The organism is Jiangella alkaliphila, from assembly GCF_900105925.1.
In the GTDB taxonomy this organism is placed as follows: domain Bacteria; phylum Actinomycetota; class Actinomycetes; order Jiangellales; family Jiangellaceae; genus Jiangella; species Jiangella alkaliphila.
Map to the genome: position 1 here is coordinate 4,314,817 of NZ_LT629791.1, position 19,988 is coordinate 4,334,804.

Sequence of the window (19,988 nt, forward strand, 5' to 3'; positions counted from 1 at the left end):
GGTCGACGATCCTAGGACGACTCAGGCGTGGCCGGTGGCCGGCCGTCCCATCTCGGACAGCAGGTAGGCCGCCGTCACGAGCGGGATGTGGCTGAGCGCCTGCGGGAAGTTGCCGACCATGCGCCCGAGCCGCGGGTCGAACTCCTCGGCCAGCAGTCCGAGGTCGTTGCGCAGGCTCAGCAGGTGCTCGAACAGCTCCCGCGCCCGGTCCGTCCGCCCGGTAAGGTGCAGCGCCTCGACCAGCCAGAACGAGCAGGCCAGGAACGCGCCCTCGTCGCCGGGCAGGCCGTCGATGTCGTGCTCGGTGCGGTAGCGCAGCACCAGCCCGGTGTCGGTGCACAGCTCCTTGGCGACGGCGTCTACGGTGCCGACGACGCGCGGGTCGTCGGGCGGGAGGAAGCCGACGATCGGGATCTGCAGCAGCGCGGCGTCGAGCGCCGGGTGGCCGTAGGACTGGGTGAACGTGTTGCGGTCAGGGTCATAGCCGTGCCTGACGACGTCGTTCATGATCGTCGCCCGCAGCGCCTTCCACCGGTCCGGCTGGCCCGTCGCCCCGTCGCCCTCCAGCGCGGCGACGGCGCGGTCGGCGGCCACCCAGGCCATGACCTTGGAGTGGACGAAGTGCCGACGCTGCCCGCGGATCTCCCAGATGCCCTCGTCGGGCTGGTCCCAGGCGCTCTCGAGGTGCTGCAGCAGCTTCTCCTGCAGCGCCCAGACGTGCCGCTCCAGCGTCAGGCCGTGCTGGTGGGCGCGGGCCAGCGTGTCGATGACCTCGCCGTAGACGTCGATCTGCAGCTGTTCCGCGGCGGCGTTGCCGACCCGCACCGGCCGCGAGTTCTCGTACCCGCGCAGCCAGTCCAGCTCGTACTCCTGCAGCCGCCGCTCGCCGCTGATGCCGTACATGATCTGCAGGTCGGCGGGGTCGCCGCCGATGGCCCGGATCAGCCAGTCGCGCCACGCCCGCGCCTCGTCGACGTACCCGCTGCGGATCAGCGCGTCCAGCGTGAACGCGGAGTCGCGCAGCCAGCAGTACCGGTAGTCCCAGTTGCGCACGCCGCCGATGCCCTCGGGCAGCGACGTGGTGGGCGCGGCGACGATGCCGCCGGTCGGCTCGTACGTCAGCGCCTTCAGGGTGAGCAGCGAGCGCATGACGGCGTCGCGGTACGGGCCGTCGTACGTGCACTTGGCCGCCCAGTCGGTCCAGAACTTCTCCGTCGCCTCCAGCGCCCGCGGTGCGTCGACCGGCTGGCTGGGCGGGTCGTGTGACGGGCCCCACGACAACACGAAGCTGACGGTCTCGCCCTCGCCGACGGTGAAGTCGGAGTGCGTGGTCAGCGACCGCCCGTACGTGGGCACCTCGCAGTGCAACGCGACGGAGTCGGGCCCGGCGACGCCGACGATGAGGCCGTCCTCGCGGTGCACCCACGGCACCGAGCGGCCGTAGTCGAAGCGCAGCCGCAGCTCGCTGTGCATCGGGACCCGGCCGGACAGCCCTTCGACGATGCGGACGACGTCGTGCTGGCCGGTGCTCTGCGGCATGAAGTCGATGACCTTGACGCTGCCGTGCGGGGTGTCCCAGACGTGCTCGAGGATCAGCGTGTCGCCGCGGTACCAGCGGCGGTCGGCCTGGCCGGCGCCGATCGGGGCCATGCGCCAGAACCCGTTCTTCGCCGTGCCGAGCAGCGACGCGAAGCAGGCGGCGGAATCGAACCGAGGCAGACAGAGCCAGTCGATGGTGCCGTCGCGATCGACGAGCGCGGCGGTGTGCAGGTCGCCGATGATGCCGTGGTCCTCGATCAGCCCCGTCATGCCGTCCTTTCTACCCGACGGGTTCGGACGGCGCGGGCGCGTCGTGCTCCTGGGTCTGGTCGCGGCCGCGCGCCTCGCCCCGGATCAGCAGCACGAACCCGGTCACGCCGACGACGGCGAACAGGAACCACTGGATCGCGTAGGACAGGTGCGGCCCGGACTCGGTCTCGGGTGGGTCGATCAGCTGCAGCGACGTCGCCGGCTCCGGGTCCTGGGTGATCAGCTCGCCCCACGCGCCGTAGACCGGGTAGGGCAGCTCGGCCGCGATCCCCTCGACGTCGACGACGCGCACCGCGCCCGACGACGGGTCGACGTCATGGCTGGTCTCGCTGTGCCGGACCCGCGCGGTGACGGTGACCTCGCCGTCCGGCGGCGGCGGCAACTCGATCTCGTCGTCGTCGAGGCCGTCGGCGGCGACGAACCCGCGGTCGACCAGCAGCGCGGTGCCGTCGTCGCCGACCAGCGGGGTCAGCGCGTGCACGCCCCGGGTGCCGTCGACCGGGCGCAGCCGCAGCCGCAGCTCGTTGTCGGCGTCCCAGTGGCCGGTGACCTGGACGGTGCTCCACTCGTCGCCCTCGGTCAGCGGCTGTCCAGGCGGGACGAGGTCGCCGGCCGGGACCGGGTCGCCGCCGGCGTTGGCCTCGATGACGGCGTTGCGGTCCTGACGCTGCTCGTTGCGGTCGAGCTGCCACACCCCGAGGCGGACGCACAGCAGCACCAGCAGGACTCCCGCGAGCGTGCGCACCAGCCAGCGCCGCGACGCCAGGAACTTGTACACCCCACGACGGTACGCCGAGGGCGCCGCGCCGAGCGCCCCGGGGCATAGGCTGGATGAGTGCTGGTTGACCGATACGGACGCGTGGCCACCGACCTTCGAGTGTCGCTGACCGACCGGTGCAACCTGCGCTGCACGTACTGCATGCCCGAAGAGGGGCTGGCCTGGCTGCCGAAGCAGGACGTCCTCACCGACGACGAGGTGGTCCGGCTGGTCCGCATCGCCGTCGAGCGGCTGGGCGTGCGCGAGGTGCGGTTCACCGGCGGCGAGCCGCTGCTGCGCCGCGGCCTGGTCGACATCGTCGCCGCCTGCGCCGAGCTGGAGCCGCGGCCGGAGCTGTCGCTGACGACGAACGCCGTCGGCCTGGCCCGGACGGCAAGCGCGCTGGCCGCGGCCGGGCTGGACCGCGTCAACGGGTCGCTGGACACCCTGCGCGCCGACCGGTTCGAGGCGCTGACGCACCGCCGCCGGCTCGACGACGTCCTCGCCGGGCTGGCTGCCGCGCGCGAGGCCGGGCTCGAGCCGGTCAAGATCAACGCCGTCCTCATGCGCGGTGTCAACGACGACGAGGCGCCCGAGTTGCTCGCGTGGGCGCTGGAGCACGGCTACGAGCTGCGCTTCATCGAGCAGATGCCGCTCGACGCCCAGCACGGCTGGGACCGCGCGACCATGGTGACCGCCGAGGAGATCCTGGCGTCGCTACAGAGCGTGTTCGACCTCACCCCGGTGGGCGACGTCGAGCGGGGCAGCGCGCCGGCCGAGGCCTGGCTGGTCGGCGGCGGCCCGGCCCGCGTCGGCGTCATCGCGTCGGTGACCCGCCCGTTCTGCGGCAGCTGCGACCGCACCCGTCTCACCGCCGAGGGTCAGGTGCGCAACTGCTTGTTCGCTCGTGACGAATCCGACCTGCGCGGCGCCATGCGTTCCGGTGCCGACGACGCCGAACTGGCCCGTCGCTGGGAGGTCGCGATGGCCGTCAAGGCGGCCGGTCATGGCATCGATGACCCCGGGTTTCTGCAGCCGTCGCGGCCGATGTCCGCGATCGGCGGCTGAAAACCGCAAATCTACCGTTCTACCAGGGGTTTGTCGGCAAATCAGCCGGAAGATGAGGACGACGCCGGGCAGCCACGGGGGAAGCCGCCCGACGTCGCCGGTACGCAACGCACCGACGGGGGAATACGGAACGTGCGCCTGGGGAGTATTGCACGTTCCACAACCACTTCGGAAGGCCCTGTCAATGTTCGATTCGATCTTTGGTCACCGGGGCAGGCGGAAGCTCCAGGCGCTGCGGCGGCACCACTGGTGAGAGGGCGCTGTGACGTGGCTGGCGGGTCGCGTTGGCGATGACGACCGCGACATAAGGCAGCACGACCGCACCCAGGATGAACACGATGCGCAGCCAGCCCTGGCTGATCACCGCCAGTGGCAGACACGCGACACGGATGCCCATCATGACGAGATAGCGGCGCTGCCGGCTGGCGAGGTCGTCACTGCGCGGCGCCGCGGCCGTCGTGACCGACGGCACAGGGTCGCTGCGTCGCGCGCCGTGACCACTCACCCCTCCAAGGTAGGCCAGAATCGTCCGATCAGCGCAGCCGGGCCGCCCAATGGTCCGACGGGGAAAGGGGAACGCCATGAACCGCACCTACCGGGTGACCGAGATCGTCGGCACGTCGAACGAGGGGGTGGACGCCGCCGTGCGCAACGGCATCGGCCGGGCCGCGCAGACGCTGCGTCACCTCGACTGGTTCGAGGTCACCGAGATCCGCGGCCAGATCGTCGACGGCGAGGTCCAGCACGTCCAGGTCGGGATGAAGGTCGGCTTCCGGCTCGAGGACGCCTGACGGTAGCGTCGGCGCGAACGTGTGCACCCCAGAGTGAGGAGAGCCGGACGTGGGTCGGTCCGTACTGGTGACCGGTGGCAATCGCGGTATCGGGCTGGCCATCGCGCGCTCGTTCGCGCAGGCCGGTGACGACGTCACCATCACCTACCGCAGCGGCGAGCCGCCCGAGGGACTGGCCGGGGTGCGCTGCGACGTCACCGACAGCGAGTCGGTCGACGCGGCGTTCACCGAGGTCGAGGCCGCGCAGGGGCCGGTCGAGGTGCTCGTCGCCAACGCCGGCATCACCCGCGACACCCTGCTGCTGCGCATGAGCGAGGCCGACTTCACCGACGTCCTCGACACCAACCTCACCGGCGCGTTCCGGGTGGCCAAGCGGGCCTCCAGGGGCATGCTGCGGGCCCGGAAGGGCCGCGTGGTGTTCATCTCCAGCGTCGTCGGCCTGCTCGGCTCGCCGGGGCAGCTGAACTACGCCGCCAGCAAGGCCGGCCTGATCGGGCTGGCCAGGTCGATGGCGCGCGAGCTGGGCAGCCGCAACATCACCGCCAACGTCGTCGCGCCCGGGTTCGTCGAGTCCGACATGACGGCCGAGCTCACCGACGAGCGGCGCAAGGAGATCCTCGACGGCATCCCGCTCGGCCGGTACGCCTCTGCTGACGAGGTGGCGCGGGTGGTGCGCTGGGTGGCCAGCGACGACGCGACGTACGTGACGGGAGCCGTCATCCCGGTCGACGGCGGATTGGGGATGGGGCACTGATGGGCATTCTCGACGGCAAGCGGATCCTGGTCACCGGGGTCCTGACTGAGGCGTCGTTCGCGTTCCACGTGGCGAAGCTCGCGCAGCAGGAGGGCGCCACCGTCGTGCTCACCGGGTTCGGCCGGATGAGCCTGGTCGAGCGCATCGCCAAGCGGCTGCCCACGTCCGCGCCCGTCATCGAGCTGGACGTCACCAGCACCGAGCAGCTGGACAGCCTGGCGGCGCGCGTCGGCGAGCATGTCGACGGGCTCGACGGCGTCGTCCACTCGGTCGGGTTCGCCCCGCAGACGGCGCTCGGCGGCAACTTCCTGGAGACGCCGTTCGAGGACGTCGCGACCGCCATGCACGCGTCGACGTACTCGCTGAAGTCGCTGACCATGGCGACGCTGCCGCTGATGCCCGACGGCGGCTCGGTCGTGGGGATGGACTTCGACGCCCAGGTGGCCTGGCCCGGCTACGACTGGATGGGCGTGGCGAAGGCCGGCCTCGAGGCGACGGCGCGGTACCTCGCCAAGTACCTGGGCGAGCGGAACATCCGGGTCAACCTCATCTCGGCCGGCCCGGTGAAGACGATGGCGGCGCGGTCGATCCCCGGGTTCTCCGACTTCGAGGGCGTCTGGAACGACCGCGCGCCGCTGGGGTGGGACCTGTCCGACCCCGAGCCCGGCGCCCGCGGCGTCGTCGCGCTGCTGTCCGACTGGTTCCCCAAGACGACCGGCGAGGTCATCCACGTCGACGGCGGCGTGCACGCGGTGGGCGCGTGATCCCGGCCGGTCGCGACGGCTCGGTCCGGCTGGGCGGGCTGGTCCTGCGCGACCACTGGTTCGACGTGCCGCTGGACCATGCTCGTCCTGACGGCGAGACGATCCGGCTGTACGCGCGCGAGGCGGTCGCCGCCGGCGAGCCTGACCGCGACCTGCCGTGGCTGCTGTTCCTGCAGGGTGGGCCGGGTGGCAAGGCGACCCGGCCGGCCGGCGCGTCGGGCTGGGTAGGCCGGGCGGTCAAGGACTTCCGGGTGCTGCTGCTGGACCAGCGCGGCACCGGCCGGTCGACGCCCGCGACGGCGGCGACGCTGGCCCTGCGCGGCGACGCGGACGCGCAGGCGGAGTACCTGGCGCAGTTCCGCGCCGACGCGATCGTGGCCGACTCTGAGCTGGTCCGCAGCACGCTGATCGACGACCAGCCGTGGCACGTGCTGGGGCAGTCCTACGGCGGGTTCTGCTCGCTGACCTACCTGTCGTTCGCGCCGGAGGGCCTGGCGTCGGTGATGCTGACCGGCGGACTCGCGCCCATCGCCGTCGGCGCCGATGACGTGTACGCCGCCACCTATCGCACCGTCGAGCGGAAGAACGCCGCGTTCCACGCCGCGTTTCCGGCCGCGCGGGCGCAGCTCGAGGCGGTCGCGTCGTTCGTCCGCGCCAACGACGTGGTGTTGCCCGACGGGTCGCGGCTGACCGTCTCGCGGCTGCAGGCGGTCGGGCAGGGGCTGGGCGCGAACTCGGCCATTCCCGGGCTGGCCTACCTGCTGGAGGAGGCGTTCGCCGCCGACGGCGTGCTGTCCGACACCTTCCTCGTCGGGGCATGGCAGGCGGCGTCGTTCGCGACCTCGCCGCTGTACGCCGTCCTGCACGAGGCCTGCTACGCCCACGAGACGTCGACGCGGTGGTCGGCGCAGCGGGTGGGCGCCGGTCTGCCGCAGTTCGCGCCCGACGCGGACCCGCTGCTGCTCACCGGCGAGATGATCTACCCCTGGATGTTCGAGCACGACCCCGCGCTGGTGCCGTTGCGCGAGACGGCGGAGCTGCTCGCCTCGCGTGAGTGGGGGCCGTTGTACGACCTCGACCGGCTGGCCGCCAACGAGGTCCCTGTCGCCGCCGCCCTCTACACCGAGGACATGTACGTCGACGCCGGCCTGTCCCGCGACACGGTGGAGCGGGTGCGCGGGCTGCGCGCCTGGGAGACCAACGCCCACGAGCACGACGGCCTGCGCGAGACCGAGGACGTCGTCGACCGGCTGATCCGGATGAACCGGGGCGAGCTGTGAGCGGCGCGGCCCGGTTCACCGTCGCGATGCGCGGCTACGACCGCGCCCAGGTCGACGCCCACTGCACCCGCATCGAGGCGACGCTGGCCGGCACGGCCGGCACCCTCGCCATCACCGCCGAGGAGGCGGTGAACCCGGTGTTCACCATCGTGCTGCGCGGCTACGACCCGCAGGAGGTCGAGGCCTGGGTCCGGGACCGGGCGGCGCGGCTGCCGAGTGCCGGTGCGTCCGGGCCGAGCTGGACCGAGTCGGTGCGCCGGCGCCACGACGTCCTCCAGCTGGCCGAGCGGCCGGCGGGGGAGCGCTTCCCGCGGGTCCGCATGCGCGAGGGCTACGACCTCGCCGAGGTCGACGCGTTCGTCGAGCACATCCGCGGGACGCTGGGGACGGCGCTGACCGCTGACGAGGTCAGGAACAAGCAGTTCACGACGGTGCGGTTGCGGCTCGGCTACGACATGCAGCCGGTCGACGAATGGCTCGACGCCGTCCAGCAGGTTGCCGAGCAGGGCTGACCGCGCCGCGGCCGGCGGCGTCGGCCGGTTCACGAGCGAAGGGCCCCCCGGAGCTGATCCCGACCGACCGGTCCAACCCGGCTGACCGGTCCGAGCCGCTGGAGGTCTGCCGTCGCATCCGATGGCAGACCTCGATCGCGCGCGATGGCGCTCTGCGGTCTCTTCGGACGGCAGACCTCGATCGCGCGCGATGGCGCTCTGCAGTCTCTTCGGACGGCAGACCTCGATCGCGCGCGATGGCGCTCTGCAGTCGGAAGAGATGGCAGAGCTCCAGCGCGTCCGACGGTGCCTGGCTGGTGCCGTCGAGGAGCACACGCCCGGCCGATGCCGTCAGTGCGTCCGTTCGGTCGTCAGCTCGATCAGCTGCGACAGCGCCTTGCGGCCGTCCTCGGTGACATCGGCGGCGTCGAGGGTGGAGCGGGCGTCCGCCACCAGGTCGGTGACCAGCGCCTCCACCCGGGCCAGCGCGCCGGTGCCGACCAGCACGTCGCGCAGCGCCGTCACGCCGTCCAGGTCGAGCCCGGGGTCACCGAGCAGCGAGTCGACCAGCGCCGCCTGCTCCGCCGAGGCCCGCTCCAGCGCGTACGCGATGAGCAGCGTCCGTTTGCCCTCCCGCAGGTCGTCGCCGGTGGGCTTGCCGGTCTGGGCGGGGTCGCCGAACACGCCGAGCTCGTCGTCGCGGAGCTGGAACGCCTCGCCCAGCGCCGCCCCGAACCGTCGGTAGCCGTCCAGCAGCGACTCCGGCGCGCCGGCCAGCAGGCCACCGATGACCAGCGGGTGCTCGACGGAGTAGCGGGCGGACTTGTAGCGGATCACCGTCCGGGCCCGGTCCGCCTGACCGGACGGCGCGCCGGCGCCGCTGACCTGCTCGAGCATGTCGAGGTACTGGCCACCGCCGACCTCGGTGCGCATGCGGTCGAACACCGCCCGCGCGGCCCGCAGCCGGGCGCCGTCGACGGCGGCGTGGTCGAACACCTCGGCGCTCCACGCCAGCAGCATGTCGCCGAGCAGGATCGCGGCGGCCGCGCCGAACGCGTCCGGGTCGCCCTGCCAGCCGGACTCGCGGTGCAGCGTCGCGAACCGGCGGTGGACGGACGGCAGCCCGCGGCGGGTGTCGGACGCGTCGATGAGGTCGTCGTGGACCAGTGCCGACGCCTGGAACAGCTCCAGCGCCGCCCCGATCGTCACCAGCGCATCGTCGGCCGGGTCGCCGCCGGCCGCCCGCCAGCCCCAGTAGCAGAACGTCGGGCGCAGCCGCTTGCCGCCGGACAGGAACGCCGCCGCGGCGTCGACCAGCGGCAGCGTCTGCGGGCTGGCCGCACCGAGCAGGTCGCGCTGCGCGTCGAGGAACGCGTCGAGCGCCTGCTGGATGCGCGGCCGCAGCAGGCCGACCGGGTCGTCGGGGCCCGCGAGGGGCGCAGGGTTCACCACCCCGCCAGGCTAGGGGGTGCCGCCGCCCAGGGCCGCTTCGAGGTCGTCGAGGATCGCGTGCGCGCCACGGTAGGTCGAGCTGCCCCACACCGTGTAGTCGGCGTCGACGACGGCGCCCGCCTGCGCCGCCGGCAGGTTCTGCCACAGCGCCGACGACGTGATCGTCTCGCGCGCGCTGGTGTTCTCCCCATTGGCGAGGACGAAGATGACGTCGCCGTTCACCTCGGGGATCAGCTCCAGGCTGATCTCGATGAAGTCGCGGTCGGGATCGGGCTCCAGCTGGCCGGCCGGGCGCGCGAAGCCGACGTCGTCGAGCACCTGGCCGGGGAACGACGCCGGCGTCTCCAGCCGCAGCACGTCCGCCGCCTGCACGCGGACCAGCGACACCTCGACGGCGCCCGGGTCGCCGACCGCGTCCCGGACCTCCTCGACGTGGGCGTCGTAGTCGGCGACGACCTCCTCGGCCCGCTCCGGCACGCCGAGCGCGTCGGCCAGCTCGGTGACGTGCGAGCGCCAGCTTCCGGTGCCCTCCCAGGTCAGCGACACGGTCGGCGCGATCTGCGACAGCGAGTCGTAGGCCTCGGAGAGCCCGGCGATGTCGACGCCGAGGATGAGGTCGGGGTCGGCGACCGCCAGCGCCTCGATGTCCGGCTCGTTCGTGGCGCCGACGATCTCCAGGTCGTCGGCGGGGAAGTCCTCGGGCAGGTAGGTCGCGAGGTCGGAGCCGTCCTCCGTCTCGGCCGTGGCGGCGATCGGCTCGAAGCCGAGGTCGGTCAACGCCGAGAGCGTCGGGCGCCAGAGGACGGCGATGCGCTGCGGGTCGTCGGGCACCTCGGTCTCGCCCTGTGCGTGGACGACGGTGTGCGTGGCCTGGTCGCCGGTCTCGGCGGCGGGCTCGTCGTCCCCGCACGCGGTGAGGGCGGCGAGCAGGGCGGCGGCCAGGGCGAGGGGAGCGGCGAGGCGGCGCATGGGTCTCCAGGTCTCAGGACGGACGGCGTTCCAGCGCGGCGCGGCGCTTGGCGATGCGGGCGTCGTCGTCGACGTAGGGGCAGCCGCCGCAGAACGAGGCGGGGTCGTGCTGGGCGTCGCGCGGGCGCAGCTCGTCGACGACGTACTTGAGGCAGCAGGTGCCCTTGACGCTCCCGGCCGCGACGCCGCCGGACCACGGCACGTGCAGCAGCCGGGGGCGGCGGCGCACCGGCGCGCCCAGCCTGACCAGCTCGTCGACGACGGCGCGGGCGCGCCGCCAGGTCTCGTCCGAGTCGAGGCCGGCGGCGTTGGCCGCGAGCACGGCCGGTCCGCCGAGGCGGTCGGCGACCGAGTTCCACATCGTGCGCACGCCGTACGGCGCCAGCCCGGCGACGGTGTCGATGACCGGCGCGAGGACGGCGTGCAGCCGCTGGGCGACCGCCGCGGCGCCCGCGTCGTCGTCGATGCTCCCGCCGGTGAGCGCCAGGCGGTCGAACCGCGCGCCGTCGACGTGCACGTGCGTGGTGGACGGGTCAAGCGGCAGGCTGCGGCCCTCGACGAGATATGCGGCCAGCAGCGGCGTCGCGACGCAGCCGGTCAGCCGGAGCACCAGGTAGGACGCGGCGACATTGCGGTGGCCGCCGGCCTCGGCGTCGAGGCGGTCCAGCCAGCCGGCGACCTCGGGATCGGCCGCGGCCCTGGCCAGCGGCGTCCAGCCGTCGCCCTCGGCCGCGGTGACGAACCCGAAGGACGGGTGCAGCCGCTCGAGACGGCGCGCGGCGGCATCGAGGGGCTCGGTGGCAGTCGGGGCGAACATAGGTATCCCTAACCTAAATGCTCAGCGGTGAAGATCGCCACCTGCTCGAAGGCTGAGACGATCTGTCCGAAACGCGGACGTCGCCGCTACGCTGTGCCAATGGCGCTGGGACTTCCGTCGACGATGCCCGGTGGTGCGCGCACCATCCGGGAGTTGCTGGCCGCAGGCGGGAAGTCGTACTCGTTCGAGTTCTTCGCGCCGAAGAGCGAGACCGCCGAGGTCGCCTTCTGGCAGACCATGCGCGACCTCGAGCGGCTGCAGCCGACCTTCGTCTCCGTCACGTACGGCGCCGGCGGCACCACCCGTGAGGGCACCGTGCGCATCACCGAGGGCATCGCGCGCGACACCACCCTCACCGTCGTCGGGCATCTCGCCGCCGTCGGCCACTCGGTGGCCGAGCTGCGCAACGTCATCGGCCAGTACGCCGACGCCGGGGTGCGCAACTTCCTCGCGCTGCGCGGCGACCCGCCCGGCAACCCGCGGGGCGAGTGGGTGAAGCACCCGGCGGGCTTCGAGTACGCCGAGGACCTGGTCCGGCTGATCCGCACACACGGCGACTTCTGCGTCGGTGTCGCGGCGTTCCCGGACAAGCACCCGCGCTCGCCCGACCTCGACACCGACGCCCGGTTCCTGGCCCGCAAGTTCCAGGCCGGCGCCGACTACGCGATCACGCAGATGTTCTTCCACGCCGACGACTACCTGCGGCTGCGCGACCGGGTCGCGGCGGCCGGGGGAGTGGCGCCGATCATCCCGGGCATCATGCCGGTGACGAACGTGCGGCAGATCCAGCGTTTCGCCGAGCTGACGGCCGCCGACTTCCCGGCCCCGCTGGCGCGGCGGCTGCTCGCCGTCGAGGACGACCCCGAGGCCGTGCGCGCCATCGGCGTCGAGGTGGCGACCGAGCTGTGCGAGCGGCTGCTCTCCGAGGGCGTCCCCGGATTGCACTTCATCACGCTGAACAAGTCGACGGCGACCCGCGAGATCTACCAGAACCTCGGCGTCGGCGCGCTGTCCTAGCTGAGTGAGTCCGATTCTTGGTGTGGTCGGCGGCGGTGTGGGCCAGGAAAATGAGGGCGCACTCACCGGTGCGGGCCGGCCCGCCGGTGGGTCCCCCGTGATTGCGGTTGATCATGGAGAAAGGGCGCTCCTAGCGCGCCGGAACCCGACTTTCTCCATGATCAACGGCTGCTGGCGACGGGTGGGGCGGATCACTGTTGCTCTGGCGACAGTGACGCCGCCCGGCAAGCACAGCGATCTCACCCAGCGATCCCACGCGGTGGCGCGCCGGGGGGTGGGCGCACTGTCGTCGCGGTCGTGATCGATGTGAGATCGCTGCGGAAACAATGCGGCATCACTGTGGCGGACACGACAGTGTTCTCACATCGATCACGCAGCGATCCCACGTCGTTGCGCCAGGCAGGCCAACGCCAGGCTCGAGGGTCGGACCTTCGGACACCAAGCGAAACTAGGCGCGGCCGATGTGGTCGGCGACGATCGCGGCCGACTGGGCGACCAGGGGGATACCCGGACCGGGGTGCGCGCCGGCGCCGGCGAGGTAGAGGCCGCGGACGCGGGTGACGTTGGCCGGGCGGCGGAAGATCGCGGTGACGCGGCCGGCGGCGGCGCCGTGGGCGGCGTCGGGGGCGACGCGCCGGACCCGGCCTTCGGGCGTGTCGTAGGTGATCGTCGCCGGGCCGCTGCCGGCGGGGAAGCGGACCGACGGAGTGGCGCTCGGCGCGGTGGGCGCGGCCGGCCGGCCGGCGCGGGGAATCACGATGACGTCGACGTCGACGTCGACGTCGGCCATGTCGGCGGGCGGTTCCGGGCGAGCGGTGCGGGCACGGACCCGGCTGAAGACGCCGCGGCGGTCGTCGGCGAGGCGGCCCGGCGGCGCCGTCCACACGACGGCGTCGGCGTCGGCCGTCTCGCCGCTGGTCAGCGTCACCCCGACAACGCGCTTCCCGTCCAGCGCCGGGCCCACCACCGGCTCGTCGTACCGGAACGCCGCGCCGCGCTCGGCCGCCCGTCCCGCCAGGACGTCGACCAGCCGGCCGAGATCGGCGGTCCACACTCCGAAGGTCTGCTCCAGGTACGGCAGCACGGTGAGCGCGGCGGGCGCGGTCGCGGGGTCGGCGCCGTAGCGGGTCGCGTACGACTCCAGGACGGCGCGCAGCCGCGGCTCCCGCAGCGATGCCGCGACGTCGCGCAGCGTCCCGCCCGGCGGTGCGGGCTTGGCGCCGGCGTGCCCGAGGACGAGCGGCCGCAGCTCCCGCCAGGACCGGTCGCCGTGCGCGACGACGGCGTCCCACTGCGCGCCCGCGCCGGCGCCGAACGCCTGGTCGAGGGCGCGGCGGGCGCCGGACGGGCTGGCGTTCGGGACGGTGACCTCGGAGCCGTCGGCGAACACCCACCGGGCCGCGGGGTCGACCGGGACGACGTCGAGCTCGCGCTCCAGCGGCCGGCCGGTCTTGCGGAACAGGTCGCGCAGGACCGCCGGCAACGTGAACGGCTGTGGCCCGTACGCCAACTGGCCGCCGGGCGCCGGGCCGGACTCCAGCACCGTCACGTCGTGACCGAAGTCGGCGAGGGCGAGGGCGGAGCAGAGCCCGGCCAGGCCGGCGCCCACGACCGCGACGCGCGCCACGCGGCCGTCAGCCGGTGACGTCGACGGCGGTACCGCCGGTGACCCGGACCAGCTCGTCGAACGTCGTCGGGAAGACGGTGTGCGGGTGTCCGGCCGCGGCCCAGACCCGGTCGTACTTCGCCAGCCAGACGTCGACCAGGGTGCGCACCGGCGCCGGGTGCCCGACCGGCGCGACGCCGCCGATGGGCTGGCCGGTGTGGGTGCGGACGAACGTGGGGTCGGCCCGCCCGACCCTGGTCGCGCCGGCCGCGCGGGTCAGCGCCGCGACGTCGGCCCGGTGCGCGCCGCTGGTGAGGACGAGCAGGGGAGCGCCGTCGCAGTCGAAGATCAGCGAGTTGGCGATGGCGCCGACGTCGCAGCCGAGCTGCTCCGCCGCCGCGGCCGCCGTCGGCGCGGAGTCGGCCAGCGCGACGATCTCGGAGGCGGCGCCTGCCGCCGTGAGCGCCGCGCGGACGCGCTCGACGTTGGGGTGGGCGAGCACCTTGTCGGTGCTGTCAGGGCTGGTCACAGGGGTCGACCCTACCGTCTCCGGATTCGTCCTCGAACGTTGTCGGTGGCGGGGTGTACATTTCTCTATAGGTCGAACAATCGTTCGAACAAGATGCGGAGGCGGCCATGACTGTCGAGATGCAGCAGCACAGCGGGGTGGCGGGCGGCCAGGGTCTGCCGGGCCGGCGGACGCGGCCGCCGATGGGTCACGCCGCCCTCGACCTCATCGAGCACGCGCGCCTGTGCCTCGCCGAAGCAGCGTCGGCCGGTCACGCCGGCGACCGCTTCGCCGCGGCGCACCTGGCGGCGCTGCGGGCCGCGGCCGCCGTGCTCGCGGCGAAGGCCCGTCCGGCCGAATCCGGGCGCGGCCGCGGGCGGCGCGGACACGGCCCGCGCAACGTGTGGGACCTGCTGCCCGGCGTCGCGCCCGAGCTGGCCGAGTGGGCCGCCTTCTTCGGCGCCAACGCCGGCAAGCGGGCCGCCGCCCAGGCCGGCCTGCCCGGCGCGGTCACCCCGCGCGAGGCCGACGACCTCCTGCGCGAGGCCGACGCGTTCCTCGGGCTGGTCTGCGTGCTGCTGGGGCTGCCGTACCAAGAGCCGCTCGACGGCCCGGTGGTGGCGCTGGTCCCCGGAGCGGCCTGACGGTCCGCGCCCGGCGCGACGCTGATGCCGCGGCCTGGCGAGCTCGGGAAGTCCTGGGGCCGCCGCCGTGTTACATCAGTTGTCTTATCTGTCCGATGTCGGGAGTGCCGCCATGTCGAGCCGCAGTGAGCTGTACGAGCTCGTCGAGGAGCCGTCCGGGCTGGAGTCGCCCGTTCTGGTCTACTGGTTCGACGGTTTCGTCGACGCGGGCCGGGCCGGCGGCGGTCTCGTCGATCATCTGCTCGCGACCCTCGACACCGAGGTCGTGGCGCGGTTCGACGTCGACGCACTGATCGACTATCGGGCCCGGCGCCCGGAGATGCGCTTCGCCGACGGCGCGTTCCAGGACTACGACGCGCCCGAGCTGACGTTGCGGCTGGTCCGCGACGACGTCGGCGCGCCGTTCCTGCTGCTGTCCGGCCCCGAGCCGGACGTGCGCTGGGAGGCGTTCGTCTCCGCCGTCACCGACCTGATCGAGCGGCTGGGCGTGCGCCTGTCCATCGGCGTCCACGGCATCCCGAACCCGGTGCCGCATACCCGCCCGCTGAGCGTCCTGACCCACGCCAACCGCCCCGGCCTGCTCGACGAGTCCGCGCTGGTCGACGTCGAGCTGCGGGTGCCGGGCAACATCGCGTCGCTGCTGGAGTACCGGCTCGGCCAGTCCGGCCACGACGCCATCGGGCTGGTGGCCCGCGTCCCGCACTACCTCGCCGAGTCCGAGTACCCGCAGTCGTCGCTGACGTTGCTGCGGGCGCTGAGCGCCAGCACCGGCCTGCTGCTGCCGTCCGGCGAGCTGGCCGAGGCCGCGCGCCGCACCGACGAGCTGGTCCGCGAGCAGGTCGAAGGCAACGACCAGGTCGCCAAGGTGGTCCACGCGCTGGAGAACCAGTACGACGCCTTCGCCGGCGGCGACGCGCGCGGCAGCCTCATCGCCGAGCAGCGGGCCGTCCCCAGCGCCGACGAGATCGGCGCCGAGCTCGAGCAGTTCCTCGCCGACCTCGACGACCGACCCGACGCGGACGACACCTACCCCGACGACGACACCGACGAGGACCCCGGCGACCGCTGACCGATCATCGGGAAGGACCGGGAAACCGGAACCGGCGCGGCTGTCGTGAGGACGCTCCGGCTCCGGTCAGCTCGGTGAGCAGAGCCCGCTACTGATCGTCGGACGGACGGCGCATGCGGTTGGTGATGTTGTCGAACAGCTTGCCGCCCGCGTCGCCGACGTTGCTGAAGATGTCGCGCAGCGTGCTGATCAGCGGGTCGGACGTGCGGCTCCACGACTCCTGGTACGACTTCGCCGCGTTGCGGACCTCCTGGCTGACGGAGGCGTCGCGGTCGTCGGAGCGGCGCGGGTAGTCGCCGGCGAGGATGCGGCTGTACTCGCCGGACGCCGCCCAGCGGTCCAGCTCGGCCAGCCGGATGACGGCCTGCGGGTGCGTGCGGCCCATCAGGCTCATCAGCTTGATGACGCTGTCGCGGGCGTCCTCGCCGGCGTCGTACTCGCGGGCCTGCTGCAGGAACGCGTCGATGTCCATCTCGGCCAGCCGCGAGCCGCCGGCGATCTTCATCAGCGAGCGCTTCGCGGCGTCGGGGTCCTGTGACGACAGCAACCCGGCGCGGTCGGCGGACAGCTCGGACTTGCGCTGCCACTCCTCGAGCGCGAACACGATGGCCCGCAGCCCGACGTAGCCGAGCGGGATCCACGCGACCCGCAGCGCCAGCCGCGTCAGCATGAGCAGCAGCGTGCGGTACACGGCGTGCCCGGACAGGATGTGCCCGACCTCGTGGCCGATGGCGACCCGCCGCTCCTCGGGGTCGAGCAGGTCGAACAGCCCGGTCGTGACGACGATGAACGGCTTGTCGGTGCCGATGGCCATCGCCCGCGGGTTGGGGTCCTGGATGACGTAGAGTTCGGGCCGCTCGACGTCGAGGATGTGGGCGGCGTCGACGAGGTCCTGGTAGACGTCGCGGAACTGGGTCTCGCCGACCCGGACCGCGCTGGACAGGTAGTGCAGCCGCAGGCTGCGCTCGTTGAACAGGCCTGACATCTTGCGCAACAGGACGTCGAACCCGCGCAGCGACCGCAGGGCGACCAGCGCGCCGCGGTCGGCGGGGTGCTCGTACGCGCGCGAGCTGAGGTCGGGGAAGCGGACACGGCTGCGATCGGGCTCGGTCGTCATGCAGCCATCGTAGACCGGCCTGTTGACAATGCACATACTCGGTATGCATGCTGTCCTCCCACAGAGTCCCGGAGCCCAGAGGGAGCACGTTCGTGGGCGTCACCCGCCGCATCGTCCTGCCGACGATCAAGATCCTGCTGCTGGCCGCCATTGCGGTGGCCGCGGTCCGCCTCGCGTTCGGTGGCGACGACGACGAGTCGGCCGCCGGCGGCGACCCGGCGGTGCCGTCCGTCGAGATCGTCCAGCCGGAGGTCCCGGCCAGCATCGGCACCGTCGTCAACACCGTCGAGGTCGAGGCGGTCATCACGTCCGACGCGCCGACGCCGATCCGCGCGACCGACGCCGGCGAGGTGACGGTGTTCCTCGCCGACCCCGGCGACATCGTCGAGGAGGGCGACCCGCTGGTCGAGGTCGTGTTCGAGGAGGAGGGCGAGCCGACCACCGAGACCGACGACGAGGGCAACGAGGTCGAGGTGCCGGGCGAGCCGGTCCGCCGGTTCCGCACCATCGAGGCGGCCACCGCGGGCACCGTCGGCGAGTACGACGTGCTGGTCGGCGAGACCGTCGTGGTCGGCGACACCCTCGGCAGCATCGCCACCGGCGGCTTCACGGTGTCCGGCTCGCTGTCCGCGGAGCAGCAGTACCGCCTGGTCAGCGGCCCGACGTCGGCAGAGGTCCAGGCCCGCGGCGGCCCCGCCCCGTTCGCCTGCACCGAGCTGAGCACCGGCCGGTCCGCGTCCGGCGACGACGGAGGCGGCGGCGCCGAGGGCGGTGACGGAGGCGCCGCGCCGCCCGAGGACCCGATGGCGCCGGACCAGGGTGGCGGCGGCTCCAGCACGGCCATCTCGTGCACCGTCCCGCCCGATGTCACCGTGTTCGACGGGCTGGCCGCCACGATGGTCATCGAGGCCGGACGGGCCGAGAACGTGCTGGTCGTGCCGGTGACGGCGGTCGAGGGCGCGTTCGAGACGGGCAACGTCTGGGTGCCCGGCCCCGACGGCGAGCCGGTCGAGACGCCGGTGACGCTCGGGCTCACCGACGGCGAGCTGGTCGAGGTCCGCGAAGGGCTGGCCGAGGGCGACCTGATCCTCGAGTTCGTGCCCGGTGTGGCCGACGAGGAGGAGCTCGCTCCGGACATGATGGGCCAGGCCGGATGAGCCTCATCGACCTGGACGGCGTCAGCCGCTCGGTGATCCTGCCCGACGGCGAGCGTCTCGAGATCCTCCGCGGCGTCACCTTCGCCATCGACGCGGGCGAGCACGTGTCCATCGTCGGCCGGTCCGGGTCGGGCAAGTCGACGCTGCTCAACCTCATGGGACTGCTCGACACCCCGACCGAGGGTGAGTACCTGCTCGAGGGCCGGCCCACCAGCGGGCTGTCGCAGCGGCGCCGGGCGCGGCTGCGCGGTGCCGGGTTCGGTTTCGTGTTCCAGCAGTTCAACCTGCTGCCCGGCCGGACGGCGCTGGCCAACGTCGCCGCGCCGCTGCTGTACGCGGGCGGCCGCGAGTTCTGGAGCCGGCGCCGGCTGGCCCACGACATGCTGGAGCGCGTCGGCCTCGGCGAGCGCGCCGACACCATGCCGGAGAAGCTGTCCGGCGGCGAGCAGCAACGGGTCGCCATCGCGCGCAGCCTGATCCGCCGGCCGCGGGTGATCCTGTGCGACGAGCCGACCGGCGCGCTGGACGTGCAGACCGGCACCGAGATCATGGACCTCCTCGACGCCATCGCCGCCGAGACCGGGTCGACGCTGGTCACGATCACGCACGACACGATGGTGGCGGCCCGGGCGCACCGGCACTACCGGCTCGACGCCGGTGTGCTCACCCCGCTGGACCGCTCCGCGCTGGACGCGCCCCGTCAGGTGGTCGCGTCGTGACGGGACTGGTCGCGGCGTTCGCCGAGGCGTGGGAAGAGGTCCGCATCCACAAGGTCCGCGTCATCGTGTCGCTGATCGGCGTGCTGATCGCGGTCGCCGCGATGACGGTGATCACCGCGCTGGGCGACATGGCCCGGCAGGCCAACGCCGAGCACTCCGAGCGCACCAGCGGCCGTCCCGCGACGCTGCAGGTCAGCGCCTGGCCGCTGGACGGCTCGATGCCGCCGGAGGGCGCCCTGACGGAGGCCTTCGGCGAGATCGTCGAGCGGCACTCGATCGAGTACTCGTCGATCCTGAGCACCTCGGAGCTGCGGTTCCGGTTCGCCGACGGCACCGAGCCCGTGTGGGCCACCTTCGTCGACCGGTCCTACGGTGAGATGCACCGCATCGAGCCGCTGGAGGGTCGCTGGTTCACCGACGCCGACGAGCGCCGGTTCGCCCCGGCCGCGGTGGTGAACCAGACGCTGCACGAGCGGCTGGGCGCGCCGGACCTGCGCACGAACCCGACCGTGGTGATCGGGGGCGAGCGACCGGTCCGCGCCACCGTTGTCGGTGTCACCCCGGACGCCTACAGCGACGAGATGCAGTCGGCGTACCTGCTCAACACGCACCAGGCGCAGTGGGGGTTCCAGGGCCAGTACCCCGCCGCACCGTCGCTGGAGGTGTGGGTGCCGCCGGACAGCGCGGACCAGCTGACCGAGGTGGTCACGTCCGACCTGCGCAGCATGCTGGGCGACGAACTGCAGGTCGACGTCTACCGCGTCGACCCGTCCGACTTCGACCTCATCGACAGCCAGCTGCAGTGGGTCATCCGCGGCGTCAGCGTCATCGCGCTGGGCATGGGCGCGCTGGGCCTGCTGAACATCGCGCTGGTGACGGTCCGGTACCGGGTCCGCGAGATCGGCGTGCGGCGCAGCTTCGGCGCGACGTCGGGCCGGGTGTTCTTCTCGGTGATGATGGAGAGCGTGTTCGCGACGCTGGTCGCCGGGCTGGCCGGCGTCATCCTGGCCATCGCGATCGTCAGGAACGTGCCGATCGAGGAGCTCATCGGCGGCGGCAACATCACCGACGTGCCGGCGTTCCCGGTCCGCGCCGCGGTCGAAGGCCTGGTCGCGGCGACGGTGGTCGGGGCCCTCGCGGGCATCCTCCCCGCCACCGTCGCCGTCCGGGTGAAGGTGATCGACGCGATCCGCTTCTGA

21 protein-coding genes are annotated in these 19,988 nt (G+C 72.9%); 12 read left to right on the plus strand and 9 right to left on the minus strand.

Annotated elements, in window-relative coordinates:
• Positions 1–21: 21 nt before the first annotated feature.
• Positions 22–1,809 (minus strand): glycoside hydrolase family 15 protein, encoded by a 1,788-nt coding sequence (locus tag BLV05_RS19645; protein WP_046769437.1) that lies wholly within the window; start codon positions 1,807–1,809, stop codon positions 22–24.
• 10 nt (positions 1,810–1,819) lie between these two features.
• The gene (locus BLV05_RS19650; protein WP_046769438.1) at positions 1,820–2,587 is read right to left on the minus strand and encodes an SURF1 family cytochrome oxidase biogenesis protein; all 768 of its coding nucleotides are present in this window, start codon (positions 2,585–2,587) and stop codon (positions 1,820–1,822) included.
• Between the two features lie 57 nt (positions 2,588–2,644).
• Between BLV05_RS19650 and moaA the strand changes: the two genes are divergently transcribed.
• Positions 2,645–3,634, plus strand: coding sequence for a GTP 3',8-cyclase MoaA (gene moaA / locus BLV05_RS19655; RefSeq protein ID WP_046769439.1), 990 nt, complete (start codon positions 2,645–2,647; stop codon positions 3,632–3,634).
• A gap of 181 nt (positions 3,635–3,815) precedes the next feature.
• Here moaA and BLV05_RS19660 read toward each other — a convergent pair whose 3' ends face one another.
• Positions 3,816–4,139 carry a DUF3099 domain-containing protein gene (locus BLV05_RS19660; protein WP_052762567.1) on the minus strand — a complete coding sequence of 108 codons (324 nt, stop codon included), beginning with the start codon at positions 4,137–4,139 and terminating at the stop codon, positions 3,816–3,818.
• 76 nt (positions 4,140–4,215) lie between these two features.
• On the opposite strand from BLV05_RS19660, the gene BLV05_RS19665 reads away from it, so the two are divergent.
• Genes BLV05_RS19665 through BLV05_RS19685 form a run of 5 tightly spaced genes read left to right on the plus strand, consistent with a single transcriptional unit; the run spans position 4,216 to position 7,735 of the window.
• Positions 4,216–4,425, plus strand: coding sequence for a dodecin (locus tag BLV05_RS19665; protein WP_046769440.1), 210 nt, complete (start codon positions 4,216–4,218; stop codon positions 4,423–4,425).
• A 49-nt stretch (positions 4,426–4,474) separates the two neighbouring features.
• On the plus strand, positions 4,475–5,179 hold the full coding sequence (locus BLV05_RS19670; RefSeq protein WP_046769441.1) for a beta-ketoacyl-ACP reductase: 705 nt from the start codon (positions 4,475–4,477) through the stop codon (positions 5,177–5,179).
• Positions 5,179–5,943, plus strand: coding sequence for an enoyl-ACP reductase FabI (fabI, locus tag BLV05_RS19675; RefSeq protein WP_046769442.1), 765 nt, complete (start codon positions 5,179–5,181; stop codon positions 5,941–5,943). The genes BLV05_RS19670 and fabI overlap by 1 nt, the downstream gene beginning before the upstream one ends.
• Positions 5,940–7,223, plus strand: coding sequence for an alpha/beta fold hydrolase (locus tag BLV05_RS19680; RefSeq protein ID WP_231948563.1), 1,284 nt, complete (start codon positions 5,940–5,942; stop codon positions 7,221–7,223). Before fabI ends, BLV05_RS19680 begins: the two co-directional genes overlap by 4 nt.
• Positions 7,220–7,735: a DivIVA domain-containing protein gene (locus BLV05_RS19685; protein ID WP_052762568.1), complete on the plus strand. Its 516-nt coding sequence runs from the start codon at positions 7,220–7,222 to the stop codon at positions 7,733–7,735. Before BLV05_RS19680 ends, BLV05_RS19685 begins: the two co-directional genes overlap by 4 nt.
• A gap of 330 nt (positions 7,736–8,065) precedes the next feature.
• Here the strand turns inward: BLV05_RS19685 and BLV05_RS19690 are convergent, their stop codons facing one another.
• From BLV05_RS19690 to BLV05_RS19700, 3 genes are read right to left on the minus strand one after another with little or no spacing between them, the layout of a single operon-like run.
• Complete coding sequence (locus BLV05_RS19690; RefSeq protein WP_197683216.1) at positions 8,066–9,163, minus strand: polyprenyl synthetase family protein; 1,098 nt, start codon at positions 9,161–9,163, stop codon at positions 8,066–8,068.
• 12 nt (positions 9,164–9,175) lie between these two features.
• Positions 9,176–10,135 carry an iron-siderophore ABC transporter substrate-binding protein gene (locus BLV05_RS19695; protein ID WP_046769444.1) on the minus strand — a complete coding sequence of 320 codons (960 nt, stop codon included), beginning with the start codon at positions 10,133–10,135 and terminating at the stop codon, positions 9,176–9,178.
• 13 nt (positions 10,136–10,148) lie between these two features.
• Positions 10,149–10,952 (minus strand): hypothetical protein, encoded by an 804-nt coding sequence (locus BLV05_RS19700; protein WP_046769445.1) that lies wholly within the window; start codon positions 10,950–10,952, stop codon positions 10,149–10,151.
• 99 nt (positions 10,953–11,051) lie between these two features.
• Here BLV05_RS19700 and metF point away from each other — a divergent pair, with 99 nt between their 5' ends.
• Positions 11,052–11,969 carry a methylenetetrahydrofolate reductase [NAD(P)H] gene (gene metF, locus BLV05_RS19705; RefSeq protein WP_046769446.1) on the plus strand — a complete coding sequence of 306 codons (918 nt, stop codon included), beginning with the start codon at positions 11,052–11,054 and terminating at the stop codon, positions 11,967–11,969.
• A gap of 448 nt (positions 11,970–12,417) precedes the next feature.
• Here metF and BLV05_RS19710 read toward each other — a convergent pair whose 3' ends face one another.
• Together BLV05_RS19710 and BLV05_RS19715 are read right to left on the minus strand one after the other, a co-directional pair.
• The gene (locus BLV05_RS19710) at positions 12,418–13,596 is read right to left on the minus strand and encodes a phytoene desaturase family protein (protein ID WP_046769447.1); all 1,179 of its coding nucleotides are present in this window, start codon (positions 13,594–13,596) and stop codon (positions 12,418–12,420) included.
• A gap of 7 nt (positions 13,597–13,603) precedes the next feature.
• Positions 13,604–14,104 carry a YbaK/EbsC family protein gene (locus tag BLV05_RS19715; RefSeq protein ID WP_197683217.1) on the minus strand — a complete coding sequence of 167 codons (501 nt, stop codon included), beginning with the start codon at positions 14,102–14,104 and terminating at the stop codon, positions 13,604–13,606.
• A gap of 107 nt (positions 14,105–14,211) precedes the next feature.
• Here BLV05_RS19715 and BLV05_RS19720 point away from each other — a divergent pair, with 107 nt between their 5' ends.
• Both BLV05_RS19720 and BLV05_RS19725 read left to right on the plus strand, forming a co-directional pair.
• A complete protein-coding gene (locus BLV05_RS19720) occupies positions 14,212–14,727 on the plus strand; it encodes an SAV_6107 family HEPN domain-containing protein (protein ID WP_197683218.1) in 516 nt (171 codons plus the stop codon).
• A gap of 112 nt (positions 14,728–14,839) precedes the next feature.
• Positions 14,840–15,796, plus strand: coding sequence for a proteasome assembly chaperone family protein (locus BLV05_RS19725; protein WP_046769448.1), 957 nt, complete (start codon positions 14,840–14,842; stop codon positions 15,794–15,796).
• An 88-nt stretch (positions 15,797–15,884) separates the two neighbouring features.
• On the opposite strand, the gene BLV05_RS19730 is transcribed toward BLV05_RS19725, so the two are convergent.
• Complete coding sequence (locus BLV05_RS19730) at positions 15,885–16,913, minus strand: M48 family metallopeptidase (RefSeq protein ID WP_046769449.1); 1,029 nt, start codon at positions 16,911–16,913, stop codon at positions 15,885–15,887.
• 92 nt (positions 16,914–17,005) lie between these two features.
• Here BLV05_RS19730 and BLV05_RS35915 point away from each other — a divergent pair, with 92 nt between their 5' ends.
• Genes BLV05_RS35915 through BLV05_RS19745 form a run of 3 tightly spaced genes read left to right on the plus strand, consistent with a single transcriptional unit; the run spans position 17,006 to position 19,988 of the window.
• Complete coding sequence (locus BLV05_RS35915; protein WP_046769450.1) at positions 17,006–18,070, plus strand: efflux RND transporter periplasmic adaptor subunit; 1,065 nt, start codon at positions 17,006–17,008, stop codon at positions 18,068–18,070.
• On the plus strand, positions 18,067–18,789 hold the full coding sequence (locus BLV05_RS19740; RefSeq protein WP_046769451.1) for an ABC transporter ATP-binding protein: 723 nt from the start codon (positions 18,067–18,069) through the stop codon (positions 18,787–18,789). The genes BLV05_RS35915 and BLV05_RS19740 overlap by 4 nt, the downstream gene beginning before the upstream one ends.
• Positions 18,786–19,988: an ABC transporter permease gene (locus tag BLV05_RS19745; RefSeq protein ID WP_046769452.1), complete on the plus strand. Its 1,203-nt coding sequence runs from the start codon at positions 18,786–18,788 to the stop codon at positions 19,986–19,988. Before BLV05_RS19740 ends, BLV05_RS19745 begins: the two co-directional genes overlap by 4 nt.

Excerpts from the sequence above, each read along its gene's own strand:
- BLV05_RS19700 (WP_046769445.1), bottom strand. The coding sequence starts at position 10,952 with ATGTTCGCCCCGACTGCCACCGAGCCCCTCGATGCCGCCGCGCGCCGT.
- BLV05_RS19730 (WP_046769449.1), bottom strand. The coding sequence starts at position 16,913 with ATGACGACCGAGCCCGATCGCAGCCGTGTCCGCTTCCCCGACCTCAGC.
- BLV05_RS19645 (WP_046769437.1), bottom strand. The coding sequence starts at position 1,809 with ATGACGGGGCTGATCGAGGACCACGGCATCATCGGCGACCTGCACACC.
- BLV05_RS19665 (WP_046769440.1), top strand. The coding sequence starts at position 4,216 with ATGAACCGCACCTACCGGGTGACCGAGATCGTCGGCACGTCGAACGAG.
- metF (WP_046769446.1), top strand. The coding sequence starts at position 11,052 with ATGGCGCTGGGACTTCCGTCGACGATGCCCGGTGGTGCGCGCACCATC.
- fabI (WP_046769442.1), top strand. The coding sequence starts at position 5,179 with ATGGGCATTCTCGACGGCAAGCGGATCCTGGTCACCGGGGTCCTGACT.
- BLV05_RS19720 (WP_197683218.1), top strand. The coding sequence starts at position 14,212 with ATGACTGTCGAGATGCAGCAGCACAGCGGGGTGGCGGGCGGCCAGGGT.
- BLV05_RS19695 (WP_046769444.1), bottom strand. The coding sequence starts at position 10,135 with ATGCGCCGCCTCGCCGCTCCCCTCGCCCTGGCCGCCGCCCTGCTCGCC.
- BLV05_RS19740 (WP_046769451.1), top strand. The coding sequence starts at position 18,067 with ATGAGCCTCATCGACCTGGACGGCGTCAGCCGCTCGGTGATCCTGCCC.
- BLV05_RS19725 (WP_046769448.1), top strand. The coding sequence starts at position 14,840 with ATGTCGAGCCGCAGTGAGCTGTACGAGCTCGTCGAGGAGCCGTCCGGG.